The organism is Lysinibacillus composti (assembly GCF_016908465.1).
Lineage (GTDB): Bacteria > Bacillota > Bacilli > Bacillales_A > Planococcaceae > Ureibacillus > Ureibacillus composti_A.
The window spans coordinates 287,905-300,462 of the sequence record NZ_JAFBDY010000001.1 but is presented as its reverse complement, the minus strand read 5'-3'; the positions used below and the strand labels follow the sequence as shown (position 1 = coordinate 300,462).

The window sequence follows — 12,558 nt, the reverse complement described above, 5'->3', positions numbered from 1 at the left end:
TCAATCTCCTTGGTCTATAGGATATTCTTTCGCGATGTTTTCATTTACCAAAAATAGGACTTTCCCTTTTACTTTATCATCATCGAAAGTAACGTGCAAAATGTTTTCCTTCTTTATAATTGTTTTGGGCGGTAAGGATTTTAATATTTTTTCGTGCAATAGAGGCAAAATGAACGATTCCATGTCTTTTTCGGTTATTTCTTCCGTAACCGTATTGAACTTTTGAGTCTTTTTGATTTCGATATAATTTGAGAGCCACTTTGGTAAATTGACTTTTTGAAACGATTGTCCCTGCTCCTTTTCATCACTTATTTTGAAATCAATTTCCCACTGTTTTTCACTAGTTGAAACAAATTCCACTTTCTTCGGAATTGTAAATTCAGTTTCTAACCAATAATCCGCATAAACTTCACCAGAAGCTCCAATTGCTACGGATTTGTCACCAACAGTAATAACCCCTGATACAAGTGTATCCCCTTCATATACAGTAGTATTCGGAAACACGCGACGTTCACCGCTAGAAATTTCAAAATGTGTAATGACACCACTTTTTGCTGCTACTAAATGATGCAATTTTTCACTTTTTTGATCTTTGATATTAGTAATAGGAGCTAGTTGCGGCACGATCGTCATGCTACTACCCTTTTTAAAAATATGAACCCAAGATAAATGTCTCATGTCCTCCATAATAGATTGTCTAATCTCAAAGTCAGATTCTATATTCTTTTTAAGAATCGGACTGTCTAAAGATAACTTTTCATCTATTAACTTTTCTACAGCCACCCGCATTTCTGGTGTGTCGGCTTGAACATTTACATCCCAAATAAATTGCGAAGAAATGATTGGGATTGAAATTAATAATAATAACCCAATTGCGGTCCACGCATCCGGTTGAAATATTCTCGACTTCTGTAAATAACGAATTTTAACTTTTAAATGAAATTTACTTCTGACATTACGTACAATCTTTACATCTTTGCGGGCAATTTCGAATCGTACTTCTTTTTCTAGATGTTTTAAATTCTTTATTTTTACTTTCCTTGCATGTAGAAGTTGTATAAAATCATGAACTTTATTATCTTTTGAAACTCTGATTTCAACAGGGCGGTTATCGAATTTTTTCATGTTGATCCACCTGACGTTTCATTTCTACATCTGTAAGTTCTTCTACACGAATGATTATCTCTTCATCCTTTAGTACGTCGATATGTACTCGCTTTGCCTTAATTACAATTAAGAATTTTTCATAAATCAATGTACAATGTTGCTCAGAAGCTTCTAGAAACGTATAATTTCCAATCATTTTAAATTGTCTACATTTATTAATTTCTATAATCGGCTCATATTGGAACAGCTTTTTCACAAAAAATGCCCCCTTTCCGCAAATTATATGCTTGAAGAAAGGGGGACATGTATAATAGAGACGAAATTGATGTTTACATTTGGAAAAAATGATTTTATTACACTTTATCTTTTAGCTTTTGGAGGTCCTATTATTTCCGACGCAATAATTGCTTGGACCAATGCCTTTTTATTCGTCGGAATAAAACTCCCTATTTCACCAGATTGGATAAAATCTCTTTGAGTATTATTCTCTCTTTCTGCAGGTAAAACTTTGCTCTGAGTTCGATTCATATCTAATGAAGGCCTGCTTGTTGTACTATTTTTTATTGGGGAAGTTTTAATGTGATCCTCTTTTACTTCCTCAATTTTACGCAGAGCTTTCTTTGTTGATTGATCTTTGTTACTTAATTGTTGAAATACTTCATTTGCAAAATCTTCGAGAGATTTAGATTTATGTTTTTGTGGTGCCTCACTTCTTCTTGGAGGAGCACTAAAATCTCGCTTGTTTTGTTGATTACTAAACGGTGGCATTCCCCTTGGTTCTTTCTTCTTTTTACCAGAAAGCAAAGAACTTATAATGAAAACAATCACCATCATAATGATTCCTTCCATTTGGAATATACACTCCCTTCTACAGGTGAGTTAACTACTAATATGTTATCTATTTTTAGGTGTATCTGGTTTATCAGTTGAAACTTTTGCAATAGAATCTCGCATAGATGTATCTGCTTGAATATTTTTATAATTCATATAATCCATAATTCCGAAATTCCCCGAACGTAATGCCTCGGCCATTGCCATCGGTACTTCAGCCTCTGCCTCAACAACTTTAGCTTTCATTTCTTGAACTTTTGCAACCATTTCTTGTTCATTTGCAACAGCCATAGCTCGACGTTCTTCCGCCTTTGCTTGTGCAATATTTTTATCTGCTTGTGCTTGCTCTATTTGCAATTCTGCCCCGATATTTTTACCAACATCTACGTCCGCAATATCAATTGATAAAATTTCAAATGCAGTACCTGAATCTAAACCTTTTGATAATACTGTTTGGGATATTAAATCTGGATTTTCTAATACTTTAGAGTGACTTATTGAAGAACCAATTGTTGATACAATCCCTTCACCAACACGAGCAATTATTGTATCTTCACCAGCACCCCCAACCAGACGATCTAAGTTGGCACGTACAGTAATTCGAGCCTTCGCTTTAACTTCAATACCGTTAATCGCAACACCTGCAATAAAAGGCGTTTCAATTACTTTTGGATTTACGGACATTTGAACTGCCTCTAGTACATCACGTCCCGCTAAGTCAATCGCTGCACAACGTTCAAAAGATAATTCAATATTTGCACGTTGAGCGGCAATTAGAGCATTTACTACACGGTCTACATTACCTCCAGCTAAGTAATGTGACTCTAATTGATTAATTGTTACATCTAACCCTGCTTTGTGTGCCTTAATAAGTGGATTTACGATACGTGCTGGAATAACTCTACGTAAGCGCATACCAACTAATGTGAAAATACTAACTCTAACTCCCGCTGCCAATGCACTAATCCATAATGCAATGGGTACAAATGTTAAAAACACTGAAATAATAATAATGGCTACTACAATTCCTATAATTAACGTAATAGCTGCTGCATCAATAATCATTCTTGTTCCTCCTGTTCGATTTTCATTTCTCTCACAACAATGCGAGAACCTTCCACTTCAATGATTTCAACTTTCTTATTTGAACCAATATAACTCCCTTCGGATACTACATCGATTCTTTCCTTATCAACTTGAATTGTACCAGCAGGGCGTAACGGTGTTAAGGTTACACCAGTTTTCCCTAAAAGCTCAATTCGGTTAATATTCGAAACATAACCTTCTTCAGTAGTTGTGGCATCCCTAAGAATCAGTTTATTAAAAAGATGTAAATTTTTCCCGAAGAATTTCATTAATACCACCATTCCTATAATTGCAATAGCTACTGCAATTAAAATTGAATATGCCATGTGAACCACACTCGCTCCTGAAAATAATAAACTTATTACAACAAGTGCACCACCAATAAAGCCAACGATTCCGCCAGGTACAAATAATTCCGCAATAAGGAGAATGAAACCAATAATAAACATAATAATTGTTTCATAACCAGCAAAACCTGCAATTGTATGCCCAAAGAAGAATAATGACAGTGCAAACAAACCTGTTAGCCCTGGTAAACCAAAACCTGGAGAAAATAGTTCCACCATCAAACCAATACTTGCAATTGTTAAAAGAAGAGTTACGACAATGGGATTAGTAATAAACCTTGCAAGTTTTTCTGAAAACGTTAATTCCATATGAACAATTTCACTATTAGATAAGTTTGCAAGTTCTAACACTTCATCTAAATCTTCAGCTGTTCCTTCTGAATATCTTACCTTTACGGCTTCATCTGCAGATAACGTAAGTAATTCTCCAGTCTGTGCCCTATATTCAGGTAGGTCCATTTTTATATCAGCCATCGCTAGAGCGTATTTGGGATCCCTATCTGAAATTTCTGCAGCAGCCTTCATTGCTGCCAGCCAGGCGCTATTCGCTTTTGTATTTGCAGCATTCCCCTTCCCATCGATAATAGCAGCCGCTCCAATTGTCCCACTTGGAACCATATATATTTCATCTGCATGTAATGCTAAAAATGCTCCCGCTGAATGCGCTTTTGAATTAATAAAAGCAATTGTTCTAATTGGTGTTTGATCCATAAGCTTTGCTATGTCATAAGCCGCGCCAACGAAGCCGCCAGGTGTATGTATTTCTAAAATAATAGCTTTTGCTCCCTGTTTCATTGCCTCATCGAAAGAACGCTTTAAAAACACTTCTAAGCCCTTTTCAACTTCATTCTCAATTGGAACAGTAAATACTTTGTCACTTGCCTCTGCAGTGATGCTCGATGTCCAAAGCGAAAAAGTAAATAGTATTAAAAAAAGTAAAGTAATGGGTCTTAATTTTTTCACCCTATCCCTCCCTTCTATTTAATTTTGAACTTAATTTATTTACGTAAATACTTAAAATTAGTTTCAATATATTTTATTTTAATTTTATTTTTTCGTATGATAAATTTCATAATGCGTATATTAAACATGTAATTCCCAAAAAATGCAAAATACCCTAGTATTTGTAAAAACAAACACTAGGGTATATGAATTTCAAGTTGTTTTAGTGAATCATCAAATTGCGTGTTATGAACGTAGGGATTTTTAGGAAATTAATACTTACGTTTACGTGCAGCTTCTGATTTCTTTTTGCGTTTTACGCTAGGTTTTTCATAAAATTCGCGTTTTCTAACTTCTTGAATTGTACCACTTTTAGATACAGTACGTTTGAAGCGGCGAAGAGCATCTTCAAGCGATTCGTTTTTTCTAACGACAGTTTTTGACATCTCTTTTTCCCTCCCTCCGAACACACATCAATACAACATTAACGGGAAGTTAACGTGTACTTAAAGATTATATCGCAAAGCCCAGATTCAGTCAACACAAACTATTAAATCTAAATAAATTTATTTTTAAATATTTATGGAAAAATTAATAGTTTGAATCTGAAGTTAATCCATTGATAATGGCAACACCAGAACTTGCACCAATTCTAGTCGCTCCAGCTTCGATCATCTTTTGCATATCTTGTAAATTTCGTACTCCACCAGAAGCTTTTACGCCTACTGTTGGTCCAACTGTTTTTCTCATTAATGCTACATCTTGTGCTGTAGCACCACCCGTTGAAAAACCTGTTGACGTTTTTACAAAATCAGCACCAGACTCGACAGAAAGTTCACATGCTTTTACTTTTTCTTCATCAGATAGCAAACATGTTTCAATAATTACTTTTACAAGGGTACCATTTGCTGCATCTACGACCTGTTTGATATCATCACGAACTAGATCGAATTCTTGATTTTTTAAGGCACCGATATTAATTACCATGTCAATTTCTTCTGCACCATTTTCAATAGCATTTTTTGTTTCAAATGCTTTTACTTCTGATGTAGATGCACCTAATGGAAATCCAATAACTGTGCATACTTTAACTTTTGAATCCTTTAATAGTTCTGCGCTATATTTCACCCATGTCGGATTTACACAAACTGATGCAAATTCAAATTCACTGGCTTCACTACATAATTTTTCAATTTGATTTCTTGTTGCATCAGCCTTTAATAACGTATGGTCAATCATTGAAGCATACTCTTTTGTCATGTATAAATTGCTCCTTCATTTTTATAATACAAGTTGTCCGTACCTCTTAATCATACCATTAAAGATTGTTATATGGAAATTTCAGATAATTATTTTAATACACTATTTAACCTTTACCTACTTTAACTGATACGTTATATATAACCTGTGTGGAATTTATATGGACAATTCTTATATATATCAGGCTAAAATGTCTTATTTGTCCTATAAAACAAAAATCGACAAAATTTCTGGTTAGAGAAACTTTGTCGATTATTATGTTTAAAGCTGTTCTTGTTCTTCTAAAACCCGAACAAATTGACCTTCATTATGTGGGTATCCAGCTTTTAAAATTTTGACTTTAATTAATTTACCTATCATATCTTCAGTACCTTCAAAAACGACACGTAAATAATTATCAGTATATCCAACAAATAAATTGTCTTGTTCGGAATCTTTGATATGTTCTTCCGGAATAATTTCTAAAACTTCCCCTTCAAAGCGAGAAGCATATTCTTTTGCTAATTGATCATTTAATGTTAACAAACGATGTACTCTCTCATTTTTAATTTCTTCATCGATTTGGTCTTCCATTCTAGCTGCCGGAGTACCAGTACGTTTTGAGAATGGGAATACATGAAGCTCTGCAAATTTATGATCAGCAATAAAATTATATGTTTCCATAAACTCTTCTTCTGTTTCACCTGGGAATCCAACGATTACATCGGATGTAATTGCTAAATCTGGTAACGCTTCATTTAATCGAAGTAATCTCTCTGCGAAAAATTCCATTGTGTATTTGCGACGCATACGTTTTAATACAGTATTAGACCCAGATTGAATCGGAATGTGTAAGTGACGTACAACAATTTTTGATTCTCGCAATACTTCAATGACTTCGTCTGTTAATTGAGATGCTTCAATTGAAGAAATTCGAAGACGTTTAAGCCCCTTTACATTCGCTTCAAGATCTCGAAGCAATTGAGCCAAGTTATAATCTTTAAAATCTTGTCCGTAACCACCAGTATGAATACCAGTTAGAACAATTTCAAGATACCCTGCATCTACTAAAGCTTGTGCTTGTTTAATTACCTCTTGAGGATCACGTGAACGCATAAGACCACGTGCCCATGGAATAATACAAAAAGTACAGAAGTTATTACAACCTTCTTGAATTTTCAGTGAAGCACGTGTACGATCTGTAAAATTAGGTACATCTAATTCTTCGTACACACGATTTTTCATAATGTTTCGCACAGCATTAATTGGTTGTCTTTCTGTTTTGTATTGTTCAATATACCCAAGCATTTTTTGTCTATCTTGAGTACCTACTACAATATCAACACCTGGGATTGCCATAATTTCTGCAGGAGATGTTTGAGCATAACAACCAGTTACACAAATTACTGCATCAGGATTTTGACGAACTGCACGACGAATTACCTGACGAGATTTTTTATCGCCCGTGTTTGTAACTGTACATGTATTAACGACATAAACGTCTGCCTGATGTTCAAAATCAGTACGTTCATATCCTTGTTCTTTAAAAAGCTGCCATATTGCTTCAGTTTCGTAATGGTTTACTTTACAGCCTAAAGTATGAAAAGCCACCGTTGACAAGGCTAGTACACCTCTTTCATTCAAATTCATATGAAATGGCAGAAAGCGCATATAATGGCGCTGTTTCTGCACGTAATATACGAGGACCAAGTGACATCGTCTCCGCCCCAGCTTCAAGTAAGCGATCGGCTTCTTTACGTGAAATGCCACCTTCAGGACCAAATATTAATAAAATAGACTTCGATTCATTATCATACACTTTTTTTAGTTTATCCGCAAACCTTGTGCGAATTTCCTGCTTGGCATCTTCTTCATCTGCAAGAAATACCGCATCATATTTGGGGATAATTGACAGTATTTCTTGGAAGGAAATTGGTGTATGAATGGCAGGAATATGTGTACGATGGGATTGTTCTGCTGCTTCTTGAGCAATTTTTTGGAGTCTTTCCGTCTTCTTTTCTCCCTTTTTTTCATCCCATTTCACAATAGAACGTTCTGCGGAAAATGGAATTAGTGCATGCATCCCAAGTTCTGTTCCTTTTTGGCTAATTAATTCCAACTTATCACCTTTTGGAAGGCCACAAGCAACATCTACTTTGATTGGCATTTCAGGAGATGGTATTATATCGCCAGTCTGTTTTACATATACTTCTTGACCTACTGAAATTATTTTGCATTTGAATGCAATTCCATTGTGAACAGCAACAATATTTTCTCCTTCTTCCATGCGCATTACCTTTGAAATATGACGGGCATTTTCACCAGTAATCATTACTTCTTTATTTTCATTAAATGGCTCACGAACAAAGTAGCGTTGCATGGCACACCTCCAGATCATTAATTATTAGTGAAGATTAAAGTATAGGTTCTTTTACTGAATGAAGATATATATACGAAGGAGTTGACCCTGTATTATACAAAGGGACAACTCCTCGAATATATGAAATACCTTCTTAATTTTGCGGCTTACGAGCAATAATCGCTACCCAATCTTCCATTAACAATACTTCTTCAATGATAAATCCTGATTTTTCGAGCGCTGTTTTAACATCTTCTTTTTTCAATGCAATAATACCTGAAGTAACATACAATCCACCAGGTTTTACAATTGAATAAGCATCATCTGTGAAGCTTAAAATAATTTCAGCTAAAAGGTTAGCAACAACGACATCAGCTTCTTCTTTAACTGTATCTAATAAATTCCCATGAAATACTTCAACTTGCTCGTCAACTTTGTTAAGTTCAATATTTTCACGGGCAGACTTAACCGCTACTTCATCTAAATCTAACGCATGTACTTTACCTGCACCAAGCATTGCTGCTCCGATAGAAAGTACACCTGAACCAGTTCCAACATCAATTACTGTATCACCTTGCTGGATTACTTTTTCAAGGGCTTGCAAACACATAACTGTTGTTGGATGTGTTCCAGTTCCAAATGCCATTCCAGGATCTAGTTCAATGATTAATTCATCTGTACTAACAGGGGTATAATTCTCCCATGTTGGTACAATTGTAAAGCGCTCAGATATTTTCACAGGGTGGTAATATTTTTTCCATGCCGTCGCCCAGTCTTCTTCGTTCACTTCAGTAGTTGTAAGACTATTTTCTCCAATGTTAATATCAAAGTTCACAAGATTTGTGATTGCAAGATTAATTTCTTCAACAGTTTCAGCTAAAAAACTTGATGCAGGTAAATATGCTTTCACCACAACTCCAGTATTGGGATAATCATGTGGATCTAAGCTATAAATTTCACCAAATTGATTAACACGTTCTTTATTAATTTCTGTTGAGTCTTCAATTACAACACCACTTGCACCTGCATCATGTAAGATATTAGATACAGCTTCGACCGCTTCGTTTGTTGTTAATATTGAAATTTCCGTCCATTTCACTTGCAATCAGCTCCTCTTTTGTTCTAAGCAAAAATGCTAATAATTAACTGCTAAAGTTACCAACGGGGCTTGAAAACTCCTTTTGTCCTCCGTTATTCTCCTTTAAAAGTTTTTTTAATTTTATCAAATAATGAACTTCCTTGTTCTTCTGGAATATCGCCACTTATTTCAGCGAAATCACGTAATAATTGTTTTTGTTTTTCTGTTAGCTTTGTTGGTGTAACAACTCTCACAATCACATATTGATGGCCTTGACCATAGCCATGAACATTTTTAACACCTTTGTCTTTTAAACGGAACTGAGCTCCTGATTGTGTTCCCGCTGGAATTTTCAATTTCACTTTACCATGGATGGTAGGTACCTCAATTTCATCACCTAACGCTGCTTGTGGGAATGTTAATTTCAATTCATAGTAAATGTCATCTCCGTCACGCTCAAATTCTTTATGTGCACGTACGTTGAAGACAATATATAAATCACCAGGAGGTCCACCATTAATACCGGCTTCACCTTGGCCAGAAACACGAAGTTGTTGACCATCGTCAACACCAGCAGGAATAGTAACTTTAATTTTCTTACGTTTTTGAACAGTACCTGAACCATGGCAAGTAGTACATTTTTCAATGATAATTTTCCCTGTTCCTTGGCAAGTACTACATGCACGACGGTTTACCATACGGCCAAATGGCGTATCAACTGTTTGATTAATTTGTCCCGACCCTTTACATGTCTCACAAGTTTTTGGATTTGTACCTGGTTTTGCCCCAGAACCATTACATGTCTCACAAGATTCTTCAGAAGGAATTTCTATTTCAGTTTGTTTTCCAAATACGGCATCTTCAAATGAAATATTCATGCGGTATTGTAAATCATCGCCTTTTCGTGGCGCGTTAGGATCTGAGCGACGCGCTCCTCCTCCAAAGAAAGAACTAAATATATCTTCAAAACCACCAAAACCACCACCAAAGCCGCCTCCAAATCCTTGGTTGGGACCTTCATGGCCGAATTGATCATATTGCGAACGTTTTGTATCATCACTTAACACTTCATATGCTTCAGCGATTTCTTTAAATTTCTCATCTGCACCCGGTTCCTTATTAATATCTGGGTGATATTGTTTAGATAGTTTGCGATATGCTTTTTTAATTTCATCTTGGCTTGCGGTTTTACTAACGCCAAGCACTTCATAATAATCGCGTTTACTCATTGCTCACACTCCGCTCTGTTTACATAACGTTTATTGTATCATTTTATATAAGGTTTGCACTACAAAAGATAATGCTTAATTTGGATAAGTTGTGTCAGACATTTGTTTAATTGCTTATGTGTTTTATTTTACATTGAAAAAGTCAAAGACGAGAAACAGTCTTTGACTTTTCAAACTTGTAGAACAATTACTGTAATCTACACATTTTTTAGATTGGATTACGATTTTCAGATGTTATATAGCCTGAAAAAGCGTTTAGAACGACTCGATATCGGTCAGTCAGCCGTTGCTTGCATGTGATGTTCTTAGGCTGACTTCCCTTGGTGTCTAAGCTCCGAACGCCAGCTCCTCTACAACTTCAGAACTGCCTTCAAGGACAAAAAGCGTCCTTTTGTCGGTTCCTCCAGTTGTTGTCGGAGCTAACGGGCGTTCTCCGCTTTTCTAATTACTTTTCGTCTTTTACTTCTTCAAAGTCAGCATCTACTACACCGTCATCTTTTTTACCAGCTTCTGCTCCTGGTTCAGCTCCACCTTGAGCTGCTTGAGCTGCAGCTGCTGCTTGTTCGTATACTTTCATTACTAATGGTTGTAATACACCTTCTAATTTTTCTTTAGAAGTTTTAATTCCTTCGATTTCACCAGCTTCTAATGCTTTTTTCAATTCTTCTTTTGCATCCTCAACTGATTTTTTCTCGTCTTCAGTGATTTGCTCACCTAAATCCGAAATTGTTTTATCTACTTGGAATACTAATTGATCTGCTTCGTTACGTAACTCAGCCTCTTCTTTACGTTTTGCATCGGCTTCAGCGTTTGCCTCAGCATCTTTAACCATACGTTCAATCTCTTCGTCAGACAAGCCTGAATCAGATTGAATTACGATTGTTTGCTCTTTTTGTGTTCCTAAGTCTTTTGCTTTTACAGAAACAATACCGTTCTTATCGATATCGAAAGTTACTTCAATTTGTGGTACACCACGTGGTGCTGGTGGAATATCCGTTAATTGGAAACGACCTAAAGTTTTATTATCTGCAGCCATTGGACGTTCACCTTGAAGAACATGAATATCTACTGCTGGTTGGTTATCAGCTGCAGTTGAGAAAGTTTGTGATTTTGAAGTTGGAATAGTTGTATTACGTTCGATTAACTTCGTGAATACACCACCCATTGTCTCAATACCAAGTGAAAGTGGAGTTACGTCAAGTAAAACGATATCCTTAATGTCACCAGTTAATACTCCACCTTGTACTGCAGCACCCATTGCTACAACTTCATCAGGGTTAACACCTTTATGTGGTTCATGACCTGTTTCTTTTTTTACTGCTTCTTGAACAGCAGGAATACGAGTTGAACCACCAACAAGTATTACTTTATCAAGTTCTGATGCTGATAAACCAGCGTCTTTTAGCGCTTGACGAGTTGGAATAACAGTACGTTCAACTAAATCATGTGTAATCTCATCAAATTTTGCACGAGATAAGTTTAGTTCTAAGTGAAGTGGACCATCATTTCCAGCAGTGATAAATGGTAATGAAATTTGCGTAGAAGTTACGCCTGATAAATCCTTTTTCGCTTTTTCTGCAGCATCTTTTAATCGTTGCATAGCCATTTTATCTTTTGATAAATCGATGCCGTTTTCTTTTTTAAATTCTTCAACTAGGTAGTTAATAACTGCTTCATCGAAGTTATCTCCACCAAGTTTGTTATCACCAGCTGTAGCTAGTACTTCGAATACACCATCACCTAATTCTAGAATCGATACGTCAAACGTACCACCACCAAGGTCAAATACAAGGATTTTTTGATCTTGATCAGTTTTATCAAGACCATAAGCAAGTGCAGCCGCTGTAGGTTCGTTAATAATACGTTCAACTTCTAGACCAGCAATTTTACCAGCATCTTTTGTCGCTTGGCGTTGCGCGTCATTGAAATAAGCAGGTACTGTAATAACAGCTTTAGTTACTTTTTCACCTAAATAGTCTTCAGCATAGCCTTTTAAATATTGCAAGATCATTGCTGATACTTCTTGTGGAGTATATTCATTATCTTCAATTTTAACTTTTTCATTTGTACCCATTTTTGATTTAATAGATAAAATTGTGTTTGGGTTTGTAATTGATTGACGTTTTGCAACTTCCCCAACTTGACGTTCACCGTTTTTGAATGAAACAGCAGATGGAGTAGTGCGGTTACCTTCTGGGTTTGGAATTACTTTTGGTTCGCCGCCTTCTAAAACAGCTACACAAGAGTTTGTTGTTCCTAAGTCAATACCAATAATTTTACTCATATAAATTTTGCCTCCTAAAATTAAGAAAACTAATCTGTTATTTTCATGAATTATTT

General features: G+C 35.8%; 12 protein-coding genes. All 12 read right to left on the bottom strand.

Going from position 1 to position 12,558, the window contains the following annotated elements; all coding sequences use genetic code 11:
- A complete protein-coding gene (locus JOD29_RS01400; protein WP_124762122.1) occupies positions 1 to 1,125 on the bottom strand; it encodes a sporulation protein YqfD in 1,125 nt (374 codons plus the stop codon).
- Positions 1,109 to 1,363: a hypothetical protein gene (locus tag JOD29_RS01395; RefSeq protein WP_124762124.1), complete on the bottom strand. Its 255-nt coding sequence runs from the start codon at positions 1,361 to 1,363 to the stop codon at positions 1,109 to 1,111. Before JOD29_RS01395 ends, JOD29_RS01400 begins: the two co-directional genes overlap by 17 nt.
- 104 nt (positions 1,364 to 1,467) lie before the next feature.
- Positions 1,468 to 1,956, bottom strand: coding sequence for a hypothetical protein (locus tag JOD29_RS01390; RefSeq protein ID WP_124762126.1), 489 nt, complete (start codon positions 1,954 to 1,956; stop codon positions 1,468 to 1,470).
- 45 nt (positions 1,957 to 2,001) lie between these two features.
- Positions 2,002 to 3,003 (bottom strand): flotillin-like protein FloA, encoded by a 1,002-nt coding sequence (floA, locus tag JOD29_RS01385; RefSeq protein ID WP_124762128.1) that lies wholly within the window; start codon positions 3,001 to 3,003, stop codon positions 2,002 to 2,004.
- Positions 3,000 to 4,334: an NfeD family protein gene (locus tag JOD29_RS01380; protein ID WP_124762130.1), complete on the bottom strand. Its 1,335-nt coding sequence runs from the start codon at positions 4,332 to 4,334 to the stop codon at positions 3,000 to 3,002. The genes floA and JOD29_RS01380 overlap by 4 nt, the downstream gene beginning before the upstream one ends.
- Before the next feature lie 251 nt (positions 4,335 to 4,585).
- Positions 4,586 to 4,759, bottom strand: coding sequence for a 30S ribosomal protein S21 (rpsU, locus tag JOD29_RS01375; RefSeq protein ID WP_097148319.1), 174 nt, complete (start codon positions 4,757 to 4,759; stop codon positions 4,586 to 4,588).
- A 145-nt stretch (positions 4,760 to 4,904) separates the two neighbouring features.
- On the bottom strand, positions 4,905 to 5,573 hold the full coding sequence (gene deoC, locus JOD29_RS01370; RefSeq protein WP_124762132.1) for a deoxyribose-phosphate aldolase: 669 nt from the start codon (positions 5,571 to 5,573) through the stop codon (positions 4,905 to 4,907).
- Between the two features lie 261 nt (positions 5,574 to 5,834).
- On the bottom strand, positions 5,835 to 7,172 hold the full coding sequence (mtaB, locus tag JOD29_RS01365) for a tRNA (N(6)-L-threonylcarbamoyladenosine(37)-C(2))-methylthiotransferase MtaB (RefSeq protein WP_124762134.1): 1,338 nt from the start codon (positions 7,170 to 7,172) through the stop codon (positions 5,835 to 5,837).
- 16 nt (positions 7,173 to 7,188) lie between these two features.
- A complete protein-coding gene (locus JOD29_RS01360) occupies positions 7,189 to 7,932 on the bottom strand; it encodes a 16S rRNA (uracil(1498)-N(3))-methyltransferase (RefSeq protein ID WP_124762136.1) in 744 nt (247 codons plus the stop codon).
- A gap of 133 nt (positions 7,933 to 8,065) precedes the next feature.
- Positions 8,066 to 9,010 carry a 50S ribosomal protein L11 methyltransferase gene (prmA, locus tag JOD29_RS01355; protein ID WP_124762138.1) on the bottom strand — a complete coding sequence of 315 codons (945 nt, stop codon included), beginning with the start codon at positions 9,008 to 9,010 and terminating at the stop codon, positions 8,066 to 8,068.
- Positions 9,011 to 9,102: 92 nt separating this feature from the next.
- Entirely contained in the window at positions 9,103 to 10,218 is a 1,116-nt protein-coding gene (gene dnaJ, locus JOD29_RS01350) for a molecular chaperone DnaJ (RefSeq protein WP_124762140.1), read from the bottom strand.
- A 445-nt stretch (positions 10,219 to 10,663) separates the two neighbouring features.
- Positions 10,664 to 12,502, bottom strand: a complete 1,839-nt coding sequence (gene dnaK / locus JOD29_RS01345; RefSeq protein WP_124762142.1) for a molecular chaperone DnaK — start codon at positions 12,500 to 12,502, stop codon at positions 10,664 to 10,666.
- Positions 12,503 to 12,558 lie beyond the last annotated feature (56 nt).

Coding starts and splice junctions, on each gene's coding strand:
- JOD29_RS01400 (WP_124762122.1), bottom strand. CDS start 1,125: ATGAAAAAATTCGATAACCGCCCTGTTGAAATCAGAGTTTCAAAAGAT.
- JOD29_RS01390 (WP_124762126.1), bottom strand. CDS start 1,956: ATGGAAGGAATCATTATGATGGTGATTGTTTTCATTATAAGTTCTTTG.
- floA (WP_124762128.1), bottom strand. CDS start 3,003: ATGATTATTGATGCAGCAGCTATTACGTTAATTATAGGAATTGTAGTA.
- rpsU (WP_097148319.1), bottom strand. CDS start 4,759: ATGTCAAAAACTGTCGTTAGAAAAAACGAATCGCTTGAAGATGCTCTT.
- deoC (WP_124762132.1), bottom strand. CDS start 5,573: ATGACAAAAGAGTATGCTTCAATGATTGACCATACGTTATTAAAGGCT.
- JOD29_RS01360 (WP_124762136.1), bottom strand. CDS start 7,932: ATGCAACGCTACTTTGTTCGTGAGCCATTTAATGAAAATAAAGAAGTA.
- dnaJ (WP_124762140.1), bottom strand. CDS start 10,218: ATGAGTAAACGCGATTATTATGAAGTGCTTGGCGTTAGTAAAACCGCA.
- dnaK (WP_124762142.1), bottom strand. CDS start 12,502: ATGAGTAAAATTATTGGTATTGACTTAGGAACAACAAACTCTTGTGTA.